Below are 22,193 nucleotides of genomic sequence, written 5' to 3' on the forward strand. Positions count from 1 at the left end.
TCCCCCGGGAGGGGGAGGTGGCACGCGAAGCGTGACGGAGGGGTATTCTCCTCATGGTGCAAAGCTTGCGGCGCCTACCCCTCCACCAGCTTCGCTGGTCCCCCTCCCCCTCCCGGGGAGGATTTTACGGGAATCTCCCCTCCCTGAAAGGGAGGGGAGGAGCCGTTGTCACCGCTCGCTCAGATAATACCGGTCCGTCGCCTTCAGCGCGTCGTCCAACTCATACACGATCGGCTGCCCCGTCGGGATCTCCAGCCCCGTGATTTCGTCGTCCGAAATCCCCGACAGGTGCTTCACCAGCGCGCGCAGTGAATTGCCGTGCGCCGAAATCAGCACCCGCTTGCCCGCCTTGATCTCCGGCAAGATGCGCGCCTCCCAATAGGGCAGCACCCGCGCGATCGTGTCCTTCAGGCTCTCGGTCTGGGGGATCGCCACGCCCTTGTAGCGCTCGTCCTTGGCCAGGTCCCAGGCGGAGCCTTCCTCGGGCAGCGGCGGCGGCACGTCGAAGCTGCGGCGCCAGATCTTGACCTGGTCGTCCCCGTGCAGCGCCGCGGTCTCGGCCTTGTTCAGGCCCGTCAGCCCGCCATAATGCCGCTCGTTCAGCCGCCAGTCCTTCTCTGTCGGCAGCCACAGCCGGCCCATCGCCTCCAGCGCCAGGTTCAGCGTCTTGATCGCGCGCGTCTGAAAGCTGGTGAAGGTCAGGTCGAAATCGAGCCCTTTTTCCTTCATCAACTCACCCGCGGCCCAGGCTTCCTTTTCGCCCTGCTCGGTCAGGTTCACGTCCCACCAGCCGGTGAAGCGGTTCTCCAAATTCCACGACGACTGGCCGTGGCGGATCAGGACGAGCTTGGGCATGGGACCTCCTTGCATTGGGTTGGTCCGGTCCTTAGCGGCTGGGCCGGGGCGGGCAAGCAGGAGCAAGTGTTATGGCGATCGTGCGGCAAACCCTGGTCTATGACGGCCCTGGCGGCCCCTTTGAGGGCGTCGCGGCCTGGGACGATGCGGTAGAGGGCGGGCGCCCCGCCGTGCTGGTCGTGCCCAACATCCTGGGACAGAAGGAAGCCGACAATCTGAAGGCAGAGGCGCTGGCCGAACTCGGCTATGTCGCGCTCGCCGCTGACGTCTTCGGCCAGGGTCGGCGCAAGACCGGCGCGTCCGAAAACGTCGCCGAATATATGAACGAACTGAACGCCGACCGCGCCCTGTTGCGCGACCGGCTGTCCGCCTCGCTAGACGCGCTTACCGGCCTTTCGGCCGCGGATCCGGCCAAAACCGCTGCGATTGGCTTCTGTTTCGGCGGAAAATGCGTGCTCGATATGGCGCGCGCGGGCTTGCCGATCCTGGGCGGGGTGTCGTTCCACGGCGTCTATGATCGCCCCGACTACGCCAACGTATCGCCGATCACCGCAAAGCTGCTGGTCTGCCATGGCTGGGACGATCCCCTCTGCCCGCCCGACGTAACCGTTGAATTGGCACGGGAATTGACGGAAAGCGGCGCCGATTGGCAGCTCCACGCCTATGGCCATGCCGGCCACGCCTTCACCGATGTCGATCGCAAGGGCGGCGACAATCCCGCCATCGCCTACGAACCCCGCGCCGACGCTCGCAGCTGGCAGGCGATGACGAACTTTCTGGCCGATATTCTGCTAACCGATTGATTCTAAAAGGACGATGGCCGAAGTTCGGCCACCGTTTTCCGCGTCTACCAGATAGTGGCTCAGCCCTGCAGGTGCCGCTCCAGATCGTCGCACCCGCCAATCCGCTCCTCGCCGATAAAGATCAGCGGCGTGGTGCGAATTCCATGCTCCGCCTTGAAGTCTTCCACCTGTTCCCGCGTGGTCAAATGGCGGTCATCCACCTGAAATCCATTCGCCTCCAGCAACTCCTTGGCCCGCACGCCAAAGGGGCAGACATGGTCTGAAAGCACCATCCGGTGCAGCGTCGCGCTTTGTTGATCGGTCATAGGATGCGCAACTTATCGGGCGGCAAAGGCGTTCCGCCCAACCTTGCCCAAGCCGCATTTTCAGGAACTTAGCCATGCGTTTTCTCGTCGCAGAATGCGAACCGCCCGAAGCGCGCGAGAAGCGGCGGGAAAGCGTCGGCCGCAGTTCGGGGGAGACTTATCTGGAGGTGCTGCACAAGCTCGCCCCCGGTGCCGAGTGCGACCGGCTGAAGCCCACCGACAGCCGGGCCGAGATCCCTAGCCGAGAAGCCCTGAGTGCCTACGACGCGGTCTTCCTCACCGGCTCGCCGCTGCACCTGTGGCAGGACAGCCCGGAGGCACGCCGCCAGATCGAGTTCATGCAAAAGGTATTCGCCTCCGGCACGCCGTCCTTCGGCTCCTGTGCCGGCCTCCAGGTCGCCTGCGTCGCGGCGGGCGGCAAGGTCCGTTCAATGGGCCAGCGCCGCGAAGCCGGCTTTGCCCGCCGCCTGGTCGCGACCGACGCCGGCCGCAATCACCCGCTGCTCGACGGGCGCCCTGCCAGCTATGACGCGCCCGCGATCCACACCGACGAAGTCGAGCAACTCCCCGAAGGCGCCACGCTGCTCGCCAGCAATCGCGTCACGCACGTGCAAGCCGCCGAGATCCGCTGCGGCGATGGGGTTTTCTGGGGCGTCCAATACCACCCAGAGATCTCGCTGCGCGAAGTCGCCGCCGCGCTACGCCGCCAGTCCGACGACCTGCTCGAACACGGCCTCGCGCGCAGCGAAGCCGATGTCGAGCAACTGGCGGAACAGGTCGACGCGCTGCACGAGGCGCCGGATCGCGCCGATCTCGCCTGGCGTCTGGGGCTCGACGATCAGGTCACGGTCCCGGAGCAGCGCACCCGCGAACTCCGCAACTTCATCGAGTATCTGGTGCAGCCAACGCGCAGCCGACGCGGCCGCGCATAAGGGCCGCCGCCACTCAAATCTCGTCGATCATCCCGGCCAGCGTCTCGAGCGACGCATGCGCCAGCACCTTGCAGCGTGCCGGCGACCAGGCGAACTCGGGGTCCGCGTTGGCGTCGTGATCCTTGAACGGCATCTCCAGCGTCATCGCCACGGCGCCGAAGCGCTCGGCAAGCTGGTTGGTCGACATGGTCAGGTTGGCCGTACCGGGTGCCGACTTGGGATAGCCAAGCTCGATCTGAAACTCGGGCGTCTGTGCCGCCAAGCGCCGGCAATATTCGTAGAACTTCTCGCCATGCGCGTCGGACCAGCTCGGAATGCCCTCATATCCGGCCAGGAAGTTCGCCGGGATCGCCTCGTCGCCGTGCACGTCCATGGCGAAGGCCACGCCGGTCTCGTCCATGCGGTTCCGCACGCATAACACTTCGGGGCTGCGCTCAAGGGTCGGGCTGTGCCATTCGCGGTTCAGGTTCACGCCGGCCGCGTTGGTACGCAGATGGCCGCGCCGCGAACCGTCCGGGTTCATGTTGGGCACTAGGTGGAAGGTCGCCTTTTCCCGCAGCGCCTGCGCGGTCGCGTCGCCGGCATCGGTAAGCTTTTCCAACAGCCCTTCCATGAACCACTCGGCCATGGTCTCGCCGGGATGCTGACGCGCATAGAACCACACCTGCTTGGGTCCATCGCCTAGGCTCAGATAGTCGATCGGCTGCCCATCCAGCGTGGTGCCCAGTTCCCGGTGCGTCACGCCCGGCTGCGCGGCGATGCGCGCGATCAGGTCGTGGTGGCGCTCCATGGAATAGGGCGCGAAGTACGCGAACCAGATCACGTCGCTGTCGATGTTGCGCGTAAATTCCAGCACGCCATCGGCATAGCGGGTGTCGGTCGTCCGCCATGCCTGGCGGTCGGTGCTCCAGCGCGCGCGGTAGCCCGGCCAGCCAAAGGCATAGGCCGCGCCGCCCGCATTCAGGATGCGGAAGGTCAGCGTCCGCCCCTTGGCGCCCGCTATGCGGAAGTGGAACCATTGAAAGAAGTCGGACAGGTGATCCGCGACGATCTCCAGATCGACGCGGTCCCCTTCGATGCCAACCAGGCGAATATTGCCGCTGTCGAAGCCGGCGTTGATGTGGACGGTCATTTCACCGTGGTAGTCACCCCGGACTCGCCTGGGAAGTCCCTGAACAGCGCGCGCGACAGCCGCACCGCCTGGTCGCGCGGATCGCTGCCCTTGGTGCCGCTGACCGTTTCGGTGATCGCCCGGCCTTCCCAGATCGTGCTGTTGTCGGCACGCCGACGCAGCTGCACCCACAGTTCGGTGCCCACCACGTTGCGGGTCTTGCCGCCCAGGCCGAAGTTCAGCCCCCCGCTCAGCCCTACGCCGCCGCCGCGACGACCGCCGCTGAAGCTGCCGCCGCCGAGCCCGATGGAGACCGGCGATGGTTCTTGAATGGTGCCGCGCGGCCCGCGGCGAAACGACACCACGCCGATATAGGCCGAAGGCATGGCGCTGGTGGAGCGAACATAGCCGAGCCGCGCAAGCTCGGCGCCGACGGCATCGGCATAGACCTGGAACTCGGGGCCCATGACGATGTCCGCGCCCGTCAGCGGCTCGATCGCGACGGTGGTCCGCTCCATCGGCTGGCCCAGATGATAGCGGGTAACGTCTACCGGCGCCGTGCGGTATGTGGTGGCGCACCCCGCGAGCAACGTCGCGGCGACGGCGGCAACGGCAAAGCGGATCGGCTTGGGCACGGGCGGAAACTCCTGTTTCGAGAGCGGAACGTCTCGACGGAGTCCAACCCCGTCCGCGTCGACTCGTTCCCACTTCGGGGCCGGGCACCTTGACTTCCCCAGCCCCCGATTATAGGCGGGCGCCTCTTTTTCGGCATTCCTATTAGTTTGAGAAGCGAATCGGTCATGAAGATCGTGAATTCATTGAAGTCGCTCAAGGGGCGGCACCGCGACAACCGCGTGATCCGTCGTCGTGGCCGGATCTATGTGATCAACAAGACGCAGAAGCGCTTCAAGGCCCGCCAGGGCTGATCTGCATGGGGAAGCCGCGCGCCGTCATCTTCGATGTCGGCAACGTGCTCTTCTCCTGGGATCCGCGCTTCTTGTACGAGCGCCTGATCGAGGACGATCGGGCGCTCGACGCGTTTCTGAAGGACGTGGTCACCAAGGAGTGGCATTTCCAGCATGACGCTGGACGCCCCTTCGCCGAGACATCGGCGGAGCTTGCTGCGCTGTATCCGCATCATGCGGATCTGATTGCTGCTTGGGGACCGCGCTTCAACGAAAGCATCGGACCAGCGATTCCGGGTATGGCCGAGATCGTCGAGCAACTCGACGCGTCTGGCGTTCCCCTGTTCGCGATCACCAATTTCTCCGGCGAGTTCTGGCGCGAATGGGTGCCGAACCACAAGGAGCTGTTCGACCGCTTCCGCGACATCGTCGTCTCGGGCGACGAGAAGCTGGTGAAGCCGGACCCGGCCATCTACCGCCTCGCCCTCGATCGGTTTGGTCTTGAGGCTCGCGAAGCCGTGTTCGTCGACGACAATGCCGCCAACATCGATGCGGCCGCAGCGATGGGCATTCACGCAGTCCTGTTTACCGATGCCGCCGCTTTTCGCGGCGAACTGGTACAACTGGGGCTGCTCCACTAATCTCCCGTCACCCCGGCCTTGAGCCGGGATCCCGTTCTTCTGATCGCCTATATCAGCGGGACCCCGGCTCAAGGCCGGGGCGACGAAGCGTGTACGCAGGAACGGAAGGCTTACGCCTCCGGCCCGCCATAGTTCTTCAACTCGTCCCCTGTGATCGTGACGACGTGCAGCACGTTGGTCGATCCCGGCGTTCCGAACGGCACGCCGGCAGTGACGATGATGCGCTCGCCTGCGCCTGCCAGATTGTGGCGCAGCGCCATGCGCTTGGCCTTGGCGACCATCTCCTCAAAGGAATCGACGTCGCGGGTATTCACCGCATGCGTGCCCCACAGAAGGCCGGCGCGGCGGGCGGTTTCGATCCGAGGGGTCAGCACCAGGATCGGCACGGTGGGCCGCTCGCGCGAGATGCGGCGTGCGGTGGATCCGGAACTGGTGAAGCACACGATAGCGGCGGCAGACACGGTGCAGGCGATGTTCTTAGCCGCCTCGGCAAGCGCGTCGGCGGTCGTGGGATCTGGTTTGGTCACGGTGAAGTGGACGCGGTCACCATGCGCGGGATCGCGCTCCACGGCGTCGGCGATGGAGTTCATCATCGCCACCGATTCCACCGGCCACTGACCCGCGGCGCTTTCGGCCGAAAGCATGATCGCATCGGCGCCGTCATACACCGCCGTCGCCACGTCAGAGACTTCGGCGCGGGTAGGCGAGGGGCTCTCGATCATCGATTCGAGCATCTGCGTCGCCACGATCACTGGGCGCCCCATGCGGCGGGCGGTCTCGACGATGCGCTTCTGGAGCGGGGGGACCGACTGGGGCGGCAGCTCGACACCCAGATCGCCGCGTGCGACCATGACACCGTCACACTGCTCGACGATTTCTTCCAGGCGCGTGATCGCGCTGGGCTTCTCGATCTTGGCGAGCAACGCAGCCTTGCCGCCGATCAGGCGGCGGGCTTCCATCAGGTCCTCGGGGCGTTGCACGAAGCTGAGTGCGATCCAGTCCACGTTCTGGTCGACGCTGAAAGCGAGGTCGCTACGGTCCTTTTCGGTAAGCGCGGCGAGCGGCAGCACCATGTCGGGAACGTTCAAGCCCTTGGAATTGGACAGGAATCCGCCAACCTCTACGCGCGTGACCAGCCGATCGGGCGTGGCCGAGAGCACGCGCAGCACCATCTTGCCATCGTCAAGCAGCAGGCGCGCATCGGCATGCGCGGCCTCGAAAATCTCGCGGTGGGGCAGCTGGACGCGGGTCGCGTCGCCCGGGGCCGGGTCGCGGTCGAGGACGAATTCCTGACCGGCGGTGAGCATCACCTTGCCCTCGGCAAACTTGCCGACGCGCAGCTTGGGCCCCTGAAGGTCGGCGAGGATGGTGGTGGGGCGGCCGCGCGACTTTTCCAGCGCGCGGATCGCCTGGATCACCGGAACCTTGGAAGCCTGGTCGCCATGGCTCATGTTGATGCGGAAGGCGTCGGCGCCTGCGTCGAACAGCTTCTCGATCATTTCGAACGAATTGCTGGCGGGGCCTAGGGTCGCGAGCACGCGGACCTTCCGGGAACGGGGGCTTACCGCCTGTGTCATATAAATGCTCCTCGCCTTGTGCGCGCTCGCCTCTAACCTCTATTGCTGAAGGATCAACTATGGAGACTCCCCTTGGCGACGCTCGACACGCTGGATGATGCTACCGCTGCGGCGGCTTTCCGCCGGCTTGTGCGCCATCTGCAGCACCGCCACGACGCGGAGAATATCGAGCTGATGGGGCTCGCCGGCTTTTGCCGCAACTGCCTGGCCGACTGGGTGATGGAAGCCGATGGCGCGATGACCCGCGACGAAGCGCGCGAACTGATCCACGGCATGCCGGCGGCCGAGTGGAAGGCGAAGCACCAGGGCGAGGCGACGCCCGAGCAGCTGGCGCGGATGAAGGCCAGCGTCGCACGCAACCAGCCGCACCCCTGACAAGCGGGGCTTGAGCGGGGAGCGAGCGTCCTTTAAGCGCGCCGCTTCCATCTTCATCGCCGCTCGCCCGAGCCCCGCGTGATTCGCGTGGCCGCCTGCGACGCGGTGCCAGACCTACGGAGTAACCCCCATGTCCGATTCGATTTCCGCCGAACAGCTCCGCCTTCTGATCGAGCGGATCGAGCGGCTGGAAGAAGAGAAGAAGGGCATCGCCGACGACATCAAGGACGTCTATGGCGAGGCCAAGTCGACCGGCTTCGACATCAAGACGATGCGCACCATCATCCGGCTGCGCCGCATGGAAAAGCATCACCGCGACGAAGCGGACATGCTGCTGGAAACCTACAAGCAGGCGCTGGGGATCTGATCTTCGGCGTGGGCTGATTCGGGGTCACGCGAAGGCGCGAAGGCGCGGAGAGAAGTGTAGATGTTCGCACAAAGGCGCAGAGGTGTCTTCCCGCCGCGGAACATCAATTAGCTGGACTAACTGCCGCTAACGCGGCGGGTAGATGTGGCCTCCCGCACATCCTCTCTGCGCCTCCGCTCCTCTGCGTGACCCTCTACCTTCTTCGGCTTCGCGAGACCCAAATCGGCGCCCGCCATTGCCCGCAGGCCCGCGCCTGTCCTAGAGACGCAGCCACCGAATTCAGACGAGAGCGCAATGGCAGGCCATTCCAAGTTCAAGAACATCATGCACCGCAAGGGCGCGCAGGATAAGAAGCGCTCTGGCATGTTTTCCAAGCTCAGCCGCGAAATCACCGTGGCGGCGAAGATGGGGATGCCCGATCCCGACATGAATCCGCGCCTGCGCGCGGCGGTGAACGCCGCCAAGGCGCAGTCGATGCCCAAGGACAATATCCAGCGCGCGATCGACAAGGCGTCCAAGGGCGACATGGAGAATTACGAGGAAATCCGCTACGAAGGCTTCGGCCCGGGCGGCGTGTCCTTGATCATCGAAGCGCTGACCGACAACCGCAACCGCACCGCCACCAACGTCCGGGTCGCTGTGTCCAAGAATGGCGGCAATCTGGGCGCCAGCGGCTCGGTGAGCCACGGCTTCGACCGGATGGGCTTGATCAACTATCCGGCGAGCGCGGGTGACGCGGAGAAGGTGTTCGAAGCAGCGCTTGAAGCGGGTGCCGAGGACGTAACGAGCTCCGAGGACGGGCACGAGATCTGGACCGCCCAGGAATCGCTTCACGAAGTCGCCAAGGCGCTTGAGCCCGTGCTGGGCGAGGCCGAGGGCGCCAAGCTCGCCTGGAAGCCGCAGACCATGGTCTCGGTCGACGCAGATGACGCGGCCACGCTGTTCAAGCTGATCGACGCGCTGGACGACGATGACGACGTCCAGACGGTGTGGGGCAATTACGAAGTCTCCGACGAGGTCATGGAGAAGCTCGGCTGATGCAGATCCTCCCCGAGCTTGCTCGGGGAGGGGGACCGCTCGCCATTGGCGAGTGGTGGAGGGGCCGTCGCGCAAGCGGCGGTTTCACCGCCGCCCCCTCCACCATGCTGCGCATGGTCCCCCTCCCCGAGCCAAGCTCGGGGAGGATCTTCTTGTGATCCTGCTCGGCCTGGATCCTGGACTTGGTACCACAGGCTGGGGACTTATCCGCGCCGAAGGCAATCGGCTGAGCCATCTCGCCAATGGCCAGCTCAAGACCGACACCAAGGCGCCGCTCGCCCGGCGGCTGGCGCATCTTGATGCAATGCTGGCCGCGTTGATTGCCGATCATGCGCCCGAGGCGGCGGCGTGCGAGGAGGTGTTCGTCAACAGCAACGCGCAGTCGACGCTGAAGCTGGGGCAGGCGCGCGGCGTGGTGATCTGTGCCGCGGCGCGGGCGGGGCTCGATGTCGGCGAATATACGCCGAGCATCGTCAAGAAGGCGGTGGTCGGCACGGGCGCTGCCGACAAGGCGCAGGTGCATGCCATGGTCTCTCGGCTGTTGCCCGGCGTGAAGATCGCCGGGGCCGACGCCGCCGATGCGCTAGCGGTCGCGATCTGCCACGCGCATCACCTCGCCTCGGCGCGCCGGCTCGGCTGAGGCTTCAGGCGGCCAGCGCCCAAGCAGGCGCCGGTCGGTCGTCGTCGTGGGCGGCACCGCCATCCTCCGGTCGCCGCTGACGGACCGTACGCCGGCTGCGGCCGGGCAACTTTGCCTGCATCCAGCCGAGCACCGCCCGCACGCGAATGGTGGTCGCGGTGGCGAGCGTGACGGCCAGCAGGTCCACCGCCGCAGTCATCTCGATGCTGGATACGATCCCGATCAGTTCGGGCAGGTACATGGCGAAAAGCCTTAGCCCTTCCTCTTCCATGATGAGGAAGAGCAGCACGCCAAACAGCGTGGAGGCGCCAAGCAGCAGGATTTGCGTGCGGGTGAAGCGGGCCAGCCAGGCGGCGGGCCGCTCGACCAGCGCACGGCGCATCGTTTGCCCGATCGGCGTTGGTCCCGCGGCGCAGAGCATCAGCAGCAACAAAAGCAGTGCACTGGTCATCTTGTCCCCCTGTGGGCCCAACATGCGCACGCCACCGGGCTTCGCCTAACCCTGCGGGCACCCCCCCGAGCGATCTTTTCATTTTCCTACCGCGCGATGTTCTGCTTATGTGCCGGCGGAGGCGTTGTGCGCGGTCAGCAGGCGGTCTCCAGAACGTCGGTTTGGCCTGAACTTTTCTAAACTTCCGGAGCAGATCGGCTCGATGATTGCGCATTTGAACGGACGGCTGGCCTCCACGGGTATCGATCATGCGGTGATCGACGTGAACGGCGTCGGCTATCTCGTCGGTGCTTCGGCCAAGACGCTCCACGCACTGGGCGGAACGGGCGAGTTCGTGACCGTGCATACCGAAATGCTGGTGTCGGAGGATTCTATCCGGCTGATGGGCTTTGCCTCGGCCGACGAGCGCGACTGGTTCAAGCTTCTCACCAGCGTCCAGGGCGTCGGCGCGAAAGTGGCCCTGGCGATCCTGTCGCTGCTGGCGCCCGATGAACTGCGCACGGCAGTGGCGCGGGCCGATTCGGCGACCATCGCGCGGTCCAATGGCGTCGGGCCGAAGCTCGCCCAGCGGATCGTCAACGAATTGAAGGACAAGGCAGGCGTGGTGCTGGGCGGCGGCGGGCCTGTCGCAGTGCCGGCAGGCGGGGCAGCGGCGGATGCGGTGTCGGCGCTGCTCAACCTGGGCTTCAAGCCGGCCGAGGCGTCAAACGCAGTCAATGCCGCCAATGACGAGCTTGGAGCGGGTGCCACGCTCGACGCTCTGGTCCGGCTTGCGCTCAAGAAGGCGGCGAAACCTTAAGCGGCAAGCGCGCTGCGGCTGAGCAAGGCTTCGATCCCGCGCCGTTCGCGCGCGACATGGGTCCGCACGCGCAGGATCATGCTGTGCGCCTCGCAGCGATAGGCGTCTTCCTGGCCCGCGATGCCTGACGTGCTCCACTTTGCGACGTAGTTGCGGAACGCCTCGCTGATCAGGATGCATTCGGCCTTGAGCTGTCGGGCGGCATCGGCATCCAGCATCGAGCCGTGCTTTACCATGGGGTCGAAGATCTGCTGGTGCTTGAACACCTGATATCCGGTTAGCACCCGCACGAAGCGCCAGCGCGCGCTGCTCACCACCGCGGGATCCAGATCAGCGCTGCCGAGCATCGCATCGGCTTCCACGGTGACGTCCGCGATCGCCTGATGATGCTGGTGCATTTGCGCGAGAAGGCCGGTGCGGTTCATGGGCTGATTTTGCGGTGGGTACGGTAACCACTCGTTTACGGATGGGGTCCGTGCCACTCCGCATACGGGTCACTCCCCATGCGGGACATCCCGTAGCCATGGACAGAGGCGCACGCGAACAGCTAGGGAACATGCGTGACTGACGCCGACCGCATCTTGACCGCATCCCGCCGTCCCGAGGACGTGGACGCCGCGCTGCGCCCCAAGCATCTCGACGAGTTCGTCGGGCAGAAGGCTGCGCGCGAGAATCTGCGGGTGTTCATCGACGCGGCCAAGGCGCGCGGCGACGCGCTGGACCATGTGCTGTTCTTCGGACCGCCGGGGCTGGGCAAGACGACGCTGGCGCAGATCATCGCGCGCGAAATGGGGGTGGGCTTCCGCTCCACCTCCGGGCCGGTGATCGCCAAGTCTGGCGATCTGGCGGCGCTGCTCACCAACCTGGAGGACGGCGACGTCCTGTTCATCGACGAGATTCACCGGTTGAATCCGGTGGTCGAGGAAGTGCTGTATCCGGCGATGGAGGACCGCGCGCTCGACCTGATGATCGGCGATGGGCCGTCGGCCCGGTCGGTGCGGATCGACCTGCCGCGCTTTACCCTGGTCGGCGCGACGACGCGGCAGGGGCTTTTGAGCACGCCGCTGCGTGACCGGTTCGGCATCCCGGTGCGGCTGCAATTCTATACGGTCGACGAGCTGGAGCGGGTGGTGACGCGCGCGGCCGGCCTGCTCGACCTGGGCATCGCCACCGATGGCGCGCAGGAGATCGCCAGACGCTCGCGCGGCACCCCGCGTATTGCTGGGCGGCTGCTGCGGCGGGTGCGCGATTTCGCCAATGTGCTGGGGGTGGACCGGGTCGATGCCCGGACTGCCGACGCGGCGCTCAACCGCTTGGAGGTCGATCCGCTGGGGCTCGACAATATGGACCGGCGCTATCTCACCATGATCGCCGACATCTACAAGGGCGGGCCGGTCGGCGTGGAGACGCTGGCCGCTGGCCTGTCCGAGGCGCGCGACGCGATCGAGGAAGTCATCGAGCCCTATCTGATCCAGATCGGCATGATCGCCCGCACGGCGCGGGGGCGCTGCTTGAACGCGGCGGGGTGGAAGCATCTCGGCCTCAATCCGCCGGCCGGGGCACAGGACGGGCTGTTCGACTAAGCTTGGGGGTTTCCCGTTTGTTAACGCTCGATTAGGGCAGGGCTTATGACCGCGCCCGCCGCCATTGGCCGTTTCGAAGGCCTAGAGCACCGTTTCGGGCTGCGCGTGTATTTCGAGGATACCGACCTTACCGGCATCGTCTACCACGCGAACTATCTGCGCTACATGGAGCGGGCACGGTCCGACATGCTTGCAGCGGCGGGGATCGACCAGCGCGCGGTGTTCGAAGCGGGCGAGGGAGCGTATGCGGTGCGCGACATTGCGCTGCGCTACCGCACGCCGGCGCGGCTGAGCGACGACCTGATGGTAGTCAGCCGGCTTACCGAACTGCGCGGCGCGTCGGTGCGCATTCAGCAACGAGTCATGCGCGGGGAAACCATAGTGGCGCAGGCCGAGGTCGAGGCGGCGTTCGTCTCGCCAACGGGCAAACCGCGCCGGCAACCGCAGGATTGGGTGGCGAAGTTCGAGCCGCTGCTCTGGAAGGGGAACTAGTATCACGATGCTTATGCTCAGCACTGCCGCCGCGACCATGTCTCCGGTCGGCCTGTTCCTGCAGGCGGACTGGGTGGTGCGCGGCGTCATGATCGGCCTGTTGCTGGCGAGCCTTTGGACCTGGGCGATCATCCTCAGCTTCGGCTTCCGGGTGTCCAGCGTGCGCAAGGCGATCAACGCGTTCGAGGTCGAGTATCGCGAGGCGGACGACATCGACGAGTTCCACCGCCGCTCCGCCACGCGCGACCAGCCGATCGCTCGGGTGTTCTCAGCGGGCGTGACGGAATGGCGGCGCTCCACGACCGGCAAGACCATCGACCGCGAAGGCACGCGCGAGCGGCTGGCTACTGCGATGGGCGCGACGGTGGCGCAGGAGATCGACCGTCTCGCCGACCGGCTGAACTTCCTGGCGACGGTGGGTTCTGTGGCGCCGTTCGTGGGGTTGTTCGGCACCGTGTGGGGCATCATGCGCAGCTTCACCGGCATCGCCCAGCAGCAGAGCACGTCGCTTGCGGTCGTGGCGCCGGGTATCGCCGAGGCGTTGTTCGCCACCGCGATCGGGCTGTTCGCGGCCATTCCGGCGGTGATTGCCTATAATCGCTATTCGCACAGCGTGAACCGCGTCGAGCAGCGGCTGAACCGCTTTGCCGACGGCTTTCACGCGACGCTCAGCCGCCGGCTGGAGATGGAGGCCTAACGCAATGGCCATGCATCTTCCCTCGGGCAAGGGCCGCGGGCGCCGTCAGCCCATGGCCGAGATCAACGTGACGCCGCTGGTCGACGTCATGCTGGTGCTGCTCATCATCTTCATGGTGACGGCGCCGCTGCTGACCGCGGGCGTGCCGGTGAACCTGCCCGACAGCCGCGCCAAGGCGCTGGATCAGGAGCAGGAGCCGATCCAGGTGTCGATCGACGAACAGGGTCAGATCTTCGTCGACGACCAGCCGGTCACCGACGCGACGCTGCCTACTGCGCTGGAGGACATTGCGAAGCGCACCGACGGCGAAGGCAAGCCGCCGCAGATCTTCCTGCGCGCCGACAAGGGCCTGGGCTATGGCAAGGTCATGCAGGTGATGGGCGAGCTCAATCGCGTGGGGCTGAACCGCGTGTCGCTGCTCACCAACGCCACCGACGGCTGACGCGATGGGTTTGACTCGAGGTGAAGCCGTTGCGCTGGGCGTGGCCGCCGCGGGTCACGTCCTGCTGTTCGGCGTGCTGTCGGTCGGCTTCCTGGCGACGCCAAATCCCGACAAGCTGGAGCCGCAGCCGATCGAAGTGACGCTGGCCGACGAGGTCGCGCTGACCAGCGCCGCGCCCGAGATCAGCAGCGAGGCGCCGGCTGCCAAAAAGTCGCCGGTAGAGGCTCCGCTAGAGGCCGACACCGCACCTGAGCCGGCGCCCGAACCCGAGCCGCAGCCGCCCGAGCCGCAACCTGCGCCGGCTCCACAGCCGCAGCCCAAGCCGGCCCCGCCTAAGCCTGCGCCGCCGAAGCCCGCACCTGCCAAGCCCCAGCCGGCAAAGCCGCAGCCAAAGCCACAGCCACAGCCCGCGCCCAAGCCAGCGCCGAAGCCGGCTCCCAAGGCTGCACCGGCCAAGCCGAGCAAGCCTGCGCCTACCGCGCCCGCCAAGCCGACCAAGGCGGCACCCTCTACGCCGACGCGCACGGCAGCGGCAGGGAAGCCAGCGGCGACGAAGCCGGCTGCGGCAGCGCCGGCAAAGGCGCGCGGCCCGGTGAAGCCGAGCGGGCGGCTGGAAGGGCTGGACCTTGGCAGCAGCGATCGGCCAAGCCCGAGCAAGTCTAACGCGGCGCCGGCGGCACGCATGTCGACTCAAGCCGCAGCGAACATCGGCTCGGCCATCCAGCGCCAGGTGCAGCCGTGCGCCGACCGGCAGGTCAGCCCGGGACCGGGCGCGGAGAAGATCCGCGCGGTGGTGAACCTTCGCCTCAACCGTGACGGTTCGCTCGCCGCGCCGCCGCGCATCATCGGGCATGACGGCGTGGACGACAGCAACGAACGCTATGTGCGGCGCGTAGATGACGCGGTGAAGGCGATCTTTGCCGGCTGTTCGCCGCTGCGCAACATGCCCGAGGAACTCTATGACGTTCCGAACGGCTGGAAGAGCTTTACCCTACGATACAGGCTCAAGAGCTGAGGAACATGGAGAGATGATGCGCACCGGAAAGATCGCACTGGCGCTGGTCGCAACGGTGTCGGCACAGGCCCTGCGGGCTCAGAACGTGCCGAGCGCACCGGCACCCGCCCAGCAGGGGCAGCAGGGCCAGGATGATGGCGGGCTGGTGGTCGACGTGGAAGGCGGCATGTCCGCCCCGCTGCCGATCCTGATCCCGGCGATGCCGACGTCGCAGGTCGCCCAGACGCCGGCGGGCTCGACCGATCAGCTGGGACAGAAACTGGCGCAGATTGTCGACGATGATCTGCGCAACACCGGGCTGTTCAAGACCTCCGGCCCCGGCGCGAACCGCGCGATCGGAATCGGCGAAGTGACTGCGCCCAATTACGCCAGCTGGAGCGGTGGGCAGGCGCTGGTTCAGGGCTATGTTCGCGCCAACGGCAACGGGTCGCTGACGATCGGATGCTATCTCTATGACCTGGCGGCGCAGACCGAACTGGTGCGCCAGGGTTTCGTAGTCTCGCCCGGCGACTGGCGCCGCGCGGGGCATAAATGCGCCGACGCGATCTATGCGCGGCTGACCGGCGAGGGCGGCTATTTCGACAGCCAGGTGGTCTATGTCGCCGAGACCGGGCCCAAGGGCCGCCGCCGCAAGCAGCTGGCGATCATGGACCAGGACGGCGCGAACCACCGCTTCCTGACGAACGGCCAGGCGATCGTGCTGACCCCGCGCATGTCGCCGCGCGGCAACGCGATCGTGTATATGAGCTTCGAGAACCGGCAGCCCACGCTCTATGTCTATGACATGGCGGCGCGGTCGAACCGGAAGCTGGTGTCCAATGTCAGCCAGACCTTTGCGCCGCGCTTCTCGCCCGATGGCCGCTGGGTGCTGTTCTCGATGGCGACGGCGGGTAATACCGACATCTATCGCATCAGTGCCTCGGGCGGCGAGCCGCAGCGGCTGACCAACTCGCCCGGGATCGATACCGGGGGATCCTATTCGCCCGATGGATCCAAGATCGTGTTCGAATCGGATCGCGGCGGCACCCAGCAGCTGTACGTGATGAACGCCGACGGTTCGAACCAGCGCCGCATCAGCTTTGGCGGCGGGCGCTATGCGACGCCCGAATGGAGTCCGCGCGGAGACCTGATCGCCTTTACCCGCACCGGCGGCGGCGCGTTCCGCATCGGCGTGATGAACCAGAGCGGGGGTGGCGAGCGGCTGCTGACCGAAAGCTGGGGCGACGAAGGGCCTAGCTGGTCGCCCAATGGGCGCGTGCTGATGTTCTTCCGCTCAGCCCAGGGTTCGGGCCGCCCCGACCTGTGGGCGGTCGACCTGACCGGTGTCGCGCGGAAGATCCCGACGCCGCTGGACGGATCGGATCCGAGCTGGGGACCGCTTCGTCCGTAAACCAGAGATACATGTTGCCCGCGTCACGCGGGAGCCGTTCAAAAGGAGGATAGAACCATGGCCAAGATGACGACCAGCCTGTTGTTGGCTGTTGCGCTGATCGGCACCGCCGGCTGCGCCAAGAAGCGCCCGCCCGAATTGCCGCCCGCACCGGTGGCTGACGGCGATCTGGGTGCCGGTGCAGGCTCGGCCGACACGTCCGACCAATACGGGTCGAATGCGCTCAACGAGAAGTTCAAGCGTGAAGTCATGAGCGACACGGTCCGCTTTGGCCTGGACCAGTATGACATCGATCCCGAGGCGCGCCGCATCCTGGACAGCCAGGTACAGTGGCTGATGGCCAATCCCGCGACCCGGATCACGATCGAAGGCCATGCCGACGAGCGCGGCACCCGCGAATACAATCTTGGGCTGGGTGACCGGCGCGCCAACGCCGCCAAGAACTATCTGGCCGCACGCGGCGTATCGCCGACCCGCATCACCACGATCAGCTATGGCAAGGAACGGCCGGTCGCGCTGGGATCGGACGAGGCGGCCTGGGCACAGAACCGCCGTGCGGTGACCATCGTCATCAGCTGACGCTTCAGCAGTCGACAGATACAAGAACGCCGTCGAGGGCCCGGGTCCTCGACGGCGTTTCCGTTTGTGGCGGTGGCGCTTAGGCGAGCGCTTCGTTCAGCAACCGCGCGAGGCGCAGGCCGCCCTTGGTGACCTGATCGCGCGCCGGCTGTACCAGCCTGGCGATGGTGGCGTTGTCGAGCGTCGCGCGCTGCGGCACGGGGCCGCAAGGATCGCCATAGGCGCTGGCGTAGACGACTTCGCGCGCCACCTTCCAACTGTCGCGGCTCCAGTCCTCGATCGTGCCACCCTGGACGGCGGCGCGTTCCTGCGCGGTATAGACGCGGACCAGCGGCGGCTGCGTGGAGATCGCCCGCTCGGCCAGCAGCCCGTCCCAGATGCTGTGCAGGTTCAGCTTGGCAGTGGAATAGTCGCCATAATTGGACAGCGCGCGATTGCCGCCCAGATCGTGACGGTCGCCGGCGTGCAGCGGCTGATGCAGATCGCCGACGAAGTGGACCAGGAAGACCAGGGCCATAACGCGTTCGCGCACCGGCACGGTCTTGTCCTTCAAGAGCTTCACGTCGCGCTCGATCTGAGCCGACACGCAATTGCCGTCGGGGCAATTGCCCTTGAGCGTGAAGTCCTTGCAGACATCCACATTCTGATAGTGCCAGTTATAGGCATAGCTGAACCGCGGCCCGAGCGGCTTGACGCAATCGGCCCAGACGCTTGCCTGTTCGATGGTGCGGGCAGGGCAGGTGGGCGTTTCCAGCAGCGCCTGCTGCTTCAGCAGCTTGTCGATCTCCGCACGGATCTGCGGCGTGACGTTGCGGTACGCAATCGCCGCCACGCTTTCGTGACCATATTCCCAATAGGCGTGGGCGGGAGAAGCGAAGCCGAGCAGGGCGGCAAGGATCAGAAGCAAGCGACTCATGCCCGGGCGCGTAGGCCGAGCCGGCGCTTGCTTCAACGATTCAAATATAGCTGGTTGGGACGCGCTCAATCTTCGCGGTAGAAGGCGACGCTGCGCGCGCCTGTCGAGGAGGCCTTGCCGCGGTACATGCCGGCCGTGTTGAAGCTCCACGCCATCTCACCCGTCGGCCCGGTGACGATGACGCCGCCGGTACCGCCCAGCGCCTGGGTCTCGGCCATGACGATGTCGGCGGCTTGCTTGAGGCTCTCGCCCTTGAAGCGGACGCGGGCGCAGATCTCGTGCGCGACGCCTTCGCGGATGAAGAACTCGCCGGCACCGGTGGCCGAGACGGCGCAGGCGCGGTCGTCGGCATAGGTGCCCGCGCCGATGATCGGTGCGTCGCCGATACGGCCCCAGCGCTTGCCGGTCGTGCCCCCGGTGGAGGTAGCGGCGGCGACATGGCCGTGGCTGTCCATCGCCACGGCGCCGACCGTGCCGTATTTCAGGTCGACATCGAACCAGCTAAGCTTGGCGTTCGTCTTGAGCCTGTCGAGCTGGCGGCGGCGTTCCGGGGTGGCGAACCAGCTGTTGGGCACTTGTTCAAGGCCCCGGGACTTGCCGAACCGGTCAGCACCGGTGCCCGAAAGCATCACGTGCGGGCTCTGCTCCATCACCGCGCGGGCAAGCGCGACCGGGTGGCGCGTGGTGGTCACGCCGGAGATCGCCCCGGCGGTGCGGGTGCGGCCATCCATCACCGCGGCGTCCAGCTCGTTGCGGCCTTCCCAGGTGAACACCGCGCCGCGACCGGCGTTGAAGTGCGGATCGTCCTCCAGCACCTGGACCGCGGCCTGCACCGCGTCGAGTGAGGTGCCGCCGGCGGCCAGCACCTTTGACCCCGCATCCAGCGCAGCGTTCAGCCCGGCGCGCACGCCAGCTTCCTGTTCGGGGGTGACGCGGCTCTTCTCGATGATCCCGGCGCCCCCATGGATGACCAGCGTCCAGGCGGGTTTTGCCTCATCGGTCTGCGCCTGCGCCTGCAAGGGCGCCAGTGCCAGTCCCAACATCATCCACACATGCCGCATCGATCAGCCCCCGAGTTTGTTCTTCGCCCTGCCTAGCAGGTCTGGCCTCGAGCGCTACGCCCGGGATGTGGCCGGTTTGTCACGCCTGTAACGATTTGTTTCTGCCGATCACCTTGAATGTTGCCAGGATGTGTCAGCGCATGCATCAATGTTGCAGCGCGGCGGGGGCCGTGCCGCCAAAAGTGGCGTAGGACATTGACCGGGGGAAATATATTGATGGCCAAGTGGCTCCGACGCTCGTTGCTAGCATCGACCGTGTTCGTCGGGATTTCGGCGGCACCCGCTTTCGCGCAAGTTGCCGAGCCGGCAGAGGCCGTGCTTGCCGACAATGGCGCGCAAAGTGAAACGGGCGAGGTTCTCGTCACCGGATCGCGCATTGCGCGGCCCGGTCTGGAGCTTGCGAGCCCGGTGAGCGTGATCGCGCAGGAAGAAATCAAGTTCCGCCAGCCGGGAACCGCCGACGACCTGCTGCGCAACCTGCCGGCAATCCGCCCATCGATCGGCGCGGGCGTGAACAACGGTTCTGACGGTTCCTCGACGCTGGACCTGCGCGGAATCGGTCCGCAGCGCACACTGACGCTGCTCGACGGGCGCCGGATCGTGCCCTTCGGGCTAGACGGGCTGACCGACACGAACGTGATCCCGATCGCCCTGCTCGACCGAATCGAAGTGCTGACGGGTGGCGCTTCGTCCACCTACGGCGCGGACGCGGTTGCGGGCGTGGTCAACTTCATCACCCGCCGCGATTTCAACGGCGTTGACGCACAGGCGACCTATCGCATTTCCGAGCGCGGCGATGCTGCGCGCTTCAAGGCCGACATCACGGTGGGCGGCAATTTCGATGACGGGCGTGGCAATGTCGTGCTGAGTGTCGGATACACCAAGGCCGATCCGCTGCTGCACACCAAGCGCGAGATCAGCGCATTCCCGATCAGCTCCACCACCGGCCTGTTCTCCGGCGCCACTGCCGCGCAGGTGACGATCTTCGCGTCACCGAGCAACGCCGCGCTTGGCGTGCCCGCCAGTTCGTTCGGCGCGGTGGTTGATCCGACGACCGGGCGGCTGCGCGCGGCCACGGCTGCCGACACCTACAACACCAACAACGGCACCTATTTTCAGACGCCGCTGGACCGCGTGAACGTGTATGCCGCCGGGCGCTATGAGCTTGGCGATGCTGCCGAATTCTATGCAACCGCGCTGTTCAACCGGAACACGATCGCGACGCAGCTGGCGTCGTCGGGCACCTTCAGCAACACCTACCAGCTGTCGCTCAACAACCCGTATCTGCCAGGCGGCGTGCGCAGCCAACTGTGCACCGCGCGTAGCATCTCGGCGGCGGCGTGCGCGGCTGCGGCGGCGGTGCGGGGCGGGCCCGGCACGCCGGGCTATGTGGAGATCCCGGTGATCGCGCAACGTCGCTTCACCGAATATGGCCCGCGCGGCAACACCATCGAATCGCAGGTTTTCCAGGTGCAGGGCGGCGTCCGCGGCGACATCGCCCCGGGGTTCAAATACGACTTCTCCGCGCAGTACGGCGAAACCACCCAGAACCAGACCCGCGAGAATTGGGGATCGTTCAGCAAGGTGCAGCAGGCTCTGCGCGCCTATCAGGCCGCCGACGGCTCGCTGCGCTGCGTCGACACCGCCAATAACTGCGTCCCGCTGAACCTGTTCGGCCCCAATGGTTCGATCACGCCGGACCAGCTGGCGTTCATCGACCTGGACGCGATCATCAACCGCAAGGTGCGCCAGACCGTGGTCACCGGCAGCGTGACCGGCGACCTGTTCGCGTCGCCCTTCGCGACCAGCAAGGTCGCGTTCGCGGTGGGTGGCGAATATCGCAAGGTATCGGCATCAAGCCAGCCCGATGGTCCGTCGCAGATCCAGGGCGAAGTGCTTGGCACCGGCGCACGCACGCCGCCGGACTTTGGCGAATACAGCGTCAAGGAAGTGTTCGGGGAATTGGTCGTCCCGCTCATCGAGGACCGTCCCTTCTTCCAAAGCCTGACGGCGGAAGGCGGCATCCGCTATTCCGACTACACCACCACGGGCGGCAGCACGACGTGGAAGGCTGGCGGCACCTGGGAGCCGGCTGCCGGCTTCAAGCTGCGCGGCACCTACCAAGTCGCGGTTCGCTCACCCAACATCCAGGAGCTTTACCAGTCGCCGGTGCAGGGACTCGGCAACCTCACCGTCGATCTCTGCCAGGGTGCAGTATCGGGAGGCCTTGCGGCACTCTGCGTCGCGACCGGCGCGCCGGCTGGCGCGATCGGGTCGATCCCGGCGCCGACCTCGGGCCAGATCAACAACACCAGCTCGGGTAACCGCGACCTGGATGTGGAGCGGGCCAAAACCTACACTCTGGGTGGCGTGATCGCCCCGGCGACGTTGCTGCCGGGCTTTGCGCTGACGGTCGATTATTTCAACATCCGCATTGAGCAGGCGATCACGCAGCCGGCGCAGGCCGACATTCTCAACGGCTGCTATTCGGCGGCGCTGAACCCCAGCTTCGCCGTGAACGCGTTCTGTAGCCTGATCGGCCGCAATCCGCTGACCGGCAGTCTGAATGGCGCGGGTGAAACGCCGGGCGTGATCCTGAGCTATTCGAACCTGGGAAGGATCGAATCGGCCGGCATCGACCTGGGGGTCAGCCAGCGCGTGAAGCTGGAGGATTTCGGCCTGAACAACGCCGGATCACTGACGCTCGGCTTCAACGCGACCTGGCTGGACTATTACCACTTCCAGGCGACGCCGAACGCCATCAACCGCGATTGCACCGGCTATTACAGCGCGAGCGGTTGCACCAATCCGCGTGCGGAGTGGCGCTGGAACGGCCGCGTGACCTGGGGCGTCGAGGGCTTCGACGCGTCGCTGCTTTGGACGCATGTCAGCAGCGTCAGCCTGGAGCCGTTCCTGGCCACCCGCCTGGCCGGCGACGTGGCACAGCCGGGCGGGCCCAACCCGAACACCATCCTCGACGCCTATGAGCGTATCCCGGCACACGACTATTTCGACCTGGCGTTCCGGGCCGCGCCGACCGAGAACGTTGAGCTGACGCTGACGGTGAACAACCTGTTCGACAAGGAGCCGCCGCTGGTGGGCTCCGGCGTCGGCGGCACGTCGTTCAACAGCGGCAACACGTTCCCCACCATTTACGATCCCATCGGGCGCTCCTTTACCCTCGGCGTGCGCGTGCGGATGTAATCCGGCTTAATCGTC

General features: G+C 66.1%; 25 protein-coding genes and 2 pseudogenes. 18 read left to right on the forward strand and 9 right to left on the reverse strand.

All coding sequences use genetic code 11. The features are described from left to right. Nucleotides 1–168: 168 nt before the first annotated feature. Nucleotides 169–855: a 2,3-diphosphoglycerate-dependent phosphoglycerate mutase gene (gpmA, locus tag LQ953_RS10665; RefSeq protein WP_231030870.1), complete on the reverse strand. Its 687-nt coding sequence runs from the start codon at nt 853–855 to the stop codon at nt 169–171. 71 nt (nt 856–926) lie between these two features. Between gpmA and LQ953_RS10670 the strand changes: the two genes are divergently transcribed. Beyond that, the gene (locus tag LQ953_RS10670; RefSeq protein WP_231030872.1) at nt 927–1,658 is read left to right on the forward strand and encodes a dienelactone hydrolase family protein; all 732 of its coding nucleotides are present in this window, start codon (nt 927–929) and stop codon (nt 1,656–1,658) included. Nucleotides 1,659–1,717: 59 nt separating this feature from the next. On the opposite strand, the gene LQ953_RS10675 is transcribed toward LQ953_RS10670, so the two are convergent. Next, nucleotides 1,718–1,963: a glutaredoxin family protein gene (locus tag LQ953_RS10675; protein ID WP_231030873.1), complete on the reverse strand. Its 246-nt coding sequence runs from the start codon at nt 1,961–1,963 to the stop codon at nt 1,718–1,720. A gap of 74 nt (nt 1,964–2,037) precedes the next feature. On the opposite strand from LQ953_RS10675, the gene LQ953_RS10680 reads away from it, so the two are divergent. Next, the gene (locus LQ953_RS10680; protein ID WP_231030875.1) at nt 2,038–2,895 is read left to right on the forward strand and encodes a type 1 glutamine amidotransferase; all 858 of its coding nucleotides are present in this window, start codon (nt 2,038–2,040) and stop codon (nt 2,893–2,895) included. A gap of 13 nt (nt 2,896–2,908) precedes the next feature. Here LQ953_RS10680 and LQ953_RS10685 read toward each other — a convergent pair whose 3' ends face one another. Both LQ953_RS10685 and LQ953_RS10690 read right to left on the reverse strand, forming a co-directional pair. Continuing rightward, a complete protein-coding gene (locus LQ953_RS10685; protein WP_231030877.1) occupies nt 2,909–4,027 on the reverse strand; it encodes a M14 family metallopeptidase in 1,119 nt (372 codons plus the stop codon). Continuing rightward, nucleotides 4,024–4,641: a hypothetical protein gene (locus LQ953_RS10690; protein WP_231030879.1), complete on the reverse strand. Its 618-nt coding sequence runs from the start codon at nt 4,639–4,641 to the stop codon at nt 4,024–4,026. Before LQ953_RS10690 ends, LQ953_RS10685 begins: the two co-directional genes overlap by 4 nt. A gap of 165 nt (nt 4,642–4,806) precedes the next feature. Here LQ953_RS10690 and ykgO point away from each other — a divergent pair, with 165 nt between their 5' ends. Together ykgO and LQ953_RS10700 are read left to right on the forward strand one after the other, a co-directional pair. Then, complete coding sequence (gene ykgO / locus LQ953_RS10695) at nt 4,807–4,932, forward strand: type B 50S ribosomal protein L36 (protein ID WP_010543750.1); 126 nt, start codon at nt 4,807–4,809, stop codon at nt 4,930–4,932. A gap of 5 nt (nt 4,933–4,937) precedes the next feature. Beyond that, a complete protein-coding gene (locus LQ953_RS10700) occupies nt 4,938–5,552 on the forward strand; it encodes an HAD-IA family hydrolase (protein WP_231030881.1) in 615 nt (204 codons plus the stop codon). A 110-nt stretch (nt 5,553–5,662) separates the two neighbouring features. On the opposite strand, the gene pyk is transcribed toward LQ953_RS10700, so the two are convergent. Further along, on the reverse strand, nt 5,663–7,129 hold the full coding sequence (pyk, locus tag LQ953_RS10705) for a pyruvate kinase (RefSeq protein ID WP_231030883.1): 1,467 nt from the start codon (nt 7,127–7,129) through the stop codon (nt 5,663–5,665). Between the two features lie 72 nt (nt 7,130–7,201). Between pyk and LQ953_RS10710 the strand changes: the two genes are divergently transcribed. The 4 genes from LQ953_RS10710 (at nt 7,202) to ruvC (ending at nt 9,549) form a co-directional block, all read left to right on the forward strand. Further along, nucleotides 7,202–7,504: a DUF1244 domain-containing protein gene (locus LQ953_RS10710; protein ID WP_231030885.1), complete on the forward strand. Its 303-nt coding sequence runs from the start codon at nt 7,202–7,204 to the stop codon at nt 7,502–7,504. A gap of 130 nt (nt 7,505–7,634) precedes the next feature. Beyond that, nucleotides 7,635–7,871, forward strand: coding sequence for a DUF2312 domain-containing protein (locus tag LQ953_RS10715; RefSeq protein WP_231030887.1), 237 nt, complete (start codon nt 7,635–7,637; stop codon nt 7,869–7,871). Between the two features lie 294 nt (nt 7,872–8,165). Beyond that, complete coding sequence (locus LQ953_RS10720) at nt 8,166–8,909, forward strand: YebC/PmpR family DNA-binding transcriptional regulator (protein WP_231030889.1); 744 nt, start codon at nt 8,166–8,168, stop codon at nt 8,907–8,909. Nucleotides 8,910–9,063: 154 nt separating this feature from the next. Continuing rightward, nucleotides 9,064–9,549, forward strand: coding sequence for a crossover junction endodeoxyribonuclease RuvC (ruvC, locus tag LQ953_RS10725; RefSeq protein WP_231030891.1), 486 nt, complete (start codon nt 9,064–9,066; stop codon nt 9,547–9,549). Nucleotides 9,550–9,553: 4 nt separating this feature from the next. Here ruvC and LQ953_RS10730 read toward each other — a convergent pair whose 3' ends face one another. Then, nucleotides 9,554–10,000 (reverse strand): hypothetical protein, encoded by a 447-nt coding sequence (locus LQ953_RS10730; protein WP_231030892.1) that lies wholly within the window; start codon nt 9,998–10,000, stop codon nt 9,554–9,556. Nucleotides 10,001–10,202: 202 nt separating this feature from the next. On the opposite strand from LQ953_RS10730, the gene ruvA reads away from it, so the two are divergent. Beyond that, the gene (ruvA, locus tag LQ953_RS10735) at nt 10,203–10,799 is read left to right on the forward strand and encodes a Holliday junction branch migration protein RuvA (protein WP_231030894.1); all 597 of its coding nucleotides are present in this window, start codon (nt 10,203–10,205) and stop codon (nt 10,797–10,799) included. Here the strand turns inward: ruvA and LQ953_RS10740 are convergent. After that, on the reverse strand, nt 10,796–11,224 hold the full coding sequence (locus LQ953_RS10740) for a hypothetical protein (protein ID WP_231030896.1): 429 nt from the start codon (nt 11,222–11,224) through the stop codon (nt 10,796–10,798). The two genes, ruvA and LQ953_RS10740, sit on opposite strands and share 4 nt — an antisense overlap. Nucleotides 11,225–11,359: 135 nt before the next feature. Between LQ953_RS10740 and ruvB the strand changes: the two genes are divergently transcribed. From ruvB to pal, 7 genes are read left to right on the forward strand one after another with little or no spacing between them, the layout of a single operon-like run. Next, entirely contained in the window at nt 11,360–12,382 is a 1,023-nt protein-coding gene (gene ruvB, locus LQ953_RS10745; protein ID WP_231030898.1) for a Holliday junction branch migration DNA helicase RuvB, read from the forward strand. Nucleotides 12,383–12,427: 45 nt separating this feature from the next. Then, on the forward strand, nt 12,428–12,874 hold the full coding sequence (locus LQ953_RS10750) for a YbgC/FadM family acyl-CoA thioesterase (RefSeq protein ID WP_231030900.1): 447 nt from the start codon (nt 12,428–12,430) through the stop codon (nt 12,872–12,874). Between the two features lie 13 nt (nt 12,875–12,887). Beyond that, complete coding sequence (gene tolQ / locus LQ953_RS10755; RefSeq protein WP_443026574.1) at nt 12,888–13,571, forward strand: protein TolQ; 684 nt, start codon at nt 12,888–12,890, stop codon at nt 13,569–13,571. A 4-nt stretch (nt 13,572–13,575) separates the two neighbouring features. Continuing rightward, nucleotides 13,576–14,013, forward strand: a complete 438-nt coding sequence (gene tolR, locus LQ953_RS10760; RefSeq protein WP_231030905.1) for a protein TolR — start codon at nt 13,576–13,578, stop codon at nt 14,011–14,013. Between the two features lie 4 nt (nt 14,014–14,017). Then, entirely contained in the window at nt 14,018–15,028 is a 1,011-nt protein-coding gene (locus LQ953_RS10765) for a cell envelope biogenesis protein TolA (protein ID WP_330999414.1), read from the forward strand. 16 nt (nt 15,029–15,044) lie between these two features. Continuing rightward, nucleotides 15,045–16,418, forward strand: coding sequence for a Tol-Pal system beta propeller repeat protein TolB (gene tolB, locus LQ953_RS10770; protein WP_443026573.1), 1,374 nt, complete (start codon nt 15,045–15,047; stop codon nt 16,416–16,418). Between the two features lie 57 nt (nt 16,419–16,475). Beyond that, complete coding sequence (gene pal, locus LQ953_RS10775; protein ID WP_231030907.1) at nt 16,476–16,997, forward strand: peptidoglycan-associated lipoprotein Pal; 522 nt, start codon at nt 16,476–16,478, stop codon at nt 16,995–16,997. A gap of 79 nt (nt 16,998–17,076) precedes the next feature. On the opposite strand, the gene LQ953_RS10780 is transcribed toward pal, so the two are convergent. Together LQ953_RS10780 and LQ953_RS10785 are read right to left on the reverse strand one after the other, a co-directional pair. Continuing rightward, nucleotides 17,077–17,913 (reverse strand): S1/P1 nuclease, encoded by an 837-nt coding sequence (locus tag LQ953_RS10780; protein ID WP_231030908.1) that lies wholly within the window; start codon nt 17,911–17,913, stop codon nt 17,077–17,079. 65 nt (nt 17,914–17,978) lie between these two features. Then, nucleotides 17,979–18,956: an isoaspartyl peptidase/L-asparaginase family protein gene (locus LQ953_RS10785; RefSeq protein WP_231031053.1), complete on the reverse strand. Its 978-nt coding sequence runs from the start codon at nt 18,954–18,956 to the stop codon at nt 17,979–17,981. 234 nt (nt 18,957–19,190) lie between these two features. Between LQ953_RS10785 and LQ953_RS16425 the strand changes: the two are divergent. Continuing rightward, a pseudogene (locus LQ953_RS16425) lies at nt 19,191–19,685 on the forward strand (TonB-dependent receptor plug domain-containing protein); the annotation flags it as partial. An 810-nt stretch (nt 19,686–20,495) separates the two neighbouring features. Next, nucleotides 20,496–22,178, forward strand: a pseudogene (locus LQ953_RS16430) (TonB-dependent receptor domain-containing protein); the annotation flags it as partial. Nucleotides 22,179–22,193 lie beyond the last annotated feature (15 nt).

The organism is Sphingomonas sp. IC-56 (assembly GCF_021043375.1).
GTDB lineage: Bacteria > Pseudomonadota > Alphaproteobacteria > Sphingomonadales > Sphingomonadaceae > Sphingomonas.

Bases quoted from the DNA above. Each gene is read 5' to 3' on its own strand.
- tolR (WP_231030905.1), top strand. From the start codon at position 13,576: ATGGCCATGCATCTTCCCTCGGGCAAGGGCCGCGGGCGCCGTCAGCCC.
- LQ953_RS10785 (WP_231031053.1), bottom strand. From the start codon at position 18,956: ATGTTGGGACTGGCACTGGCGCCCTTGCAGGCGCAGGCGCAGACCGAT.
- gpmA (WP_231030870.1), bottom strand. From the start codon at position 855: ATGCCCAAGCTCGTCCTGATCCGCCACGGCCAGTCGTCGTGGAATTTG.
- LQ953_RS10765 (WP_330999414.1), top strand. From the start codon at position 14,018: ATGGGTTTGACTCGAGGTGAAGCCGTTGCGCTGGGCGTGGCCGCCGCG.
- tolQ (WP_443026574.1), top strand. From the start codon at position 12,888: ATGCTCAGCACTGCCGCCGCGACCATGTCTCCGGTCGGCCTGTTCCTG.
- LQ953_RS10780 (WP_231030908.1), bottom strand. From the start codon at position 17,913: ATGAGTCGCTTGCTTCTGATCCTTGCCGCCCTGCTCGGCTTCGCTTCT.
- LQ953_RS10680 (WP_231030875.1), top strand. From the start codon at position 2,038: ATGCGTTTTCTCGTCGCAGAATGCGAACCGCCCGAAGCGCGCGAGAAG.
- LQ953_RS10670 (WP_231030872.1), top strand. From the start codon at position 927: ATGGCGATCGTGCGGCAAACCCTGGTCTATGACGGCCCTGGCGGCCCC.
- LQ953_RS10700 (WP_231030881.1), top strand. From the start codon at position 4,938: ATGGGGAAGCCGCGCGCCGTCATCTTCGATGTCGGCAACGTGCTCTTC.
- LQ953_RS10675 (WP_231030873.1), bottom strand. From the start codon at position 1,963: ATGACCGATCAACAAAGCGCGACGCTGCACCGGATGGTGCTTTCAGAC.
- LQ953_RS10740 (WP_231030896.1), bottom strand. From the start codon at position 11,224: ATGAACCGCACCGGCCTTCTCGCGCAAATGCACCAGCATCATCAGGCG.
- LQ953_RS10685 (WP_231030877.1), bottom strand. From the start codon at position 4,027: ATGACCGTCCACATCAACGCCGGCTTCGACAGCGGCAATATTCGCCTG.
- tolB (WP_443026573.1), top strand. From the start codon at position 15,045: ATGCGCACCGGAAAGATCGCACTGGCGCTGGTCGCAACGGTGTCGGCA.
- ruvA (WP_231030894.1), top strand. From the start codon at position 10,203: ATGATTGCGCATTTGAACGGACGGCTGGCCTCCACGGGTATCGATCAT.
- LQ953_RS10720 (WP_231030889.1), top strand. From the start codon at position 8,166: ATGGCAGGCCATTCCAAGTTCAAGAACATCATGCACCGCAAGGGCGCG.
- LQ953_RS10715 (WP_231030887.1), top strand. From the start codon at position 7,635: ATGTCCGATTCGATTTCCGCCGAACAGCTCCGCCTTCTGATCGAGCGG.
- LQ953_RS10730 (WP_231030892.1), bottom strand. From the start codon at position 10,000: ATGACCAGTGCACTGCTTTTGTTGCTGCTGATGCTCTGCGCCGCGGGA.
- ykgO (WP_010543750.1), top strand. From the start codon at position 4,807: ATGAAGATCGTGAATTCATTGAAGTCGCTCAAGGGGCGGCACCGCGAC.
- pal (WP_231030907.1), top strand. From the start codon at position 16,476: ATGGCCAAGATGACGACCAGCCTGTTGTTGGCTGTTGCGCTGATCGGC.
- LQ953_RS10750 (WP_231030900.1), top strand. From the start codon at position 12,428: ATGACCGCGCCCGCCGCCATTGGCCGTTTCGAAGGCCTAGAGCACCGT.
- pyk (WP_231030883.1), bottom strand. From the start codon at position 7,129: ATGACACAGGCGGTAAGCCCCCGTTCCCGGAAGGTCCGCGTGCTCGCG.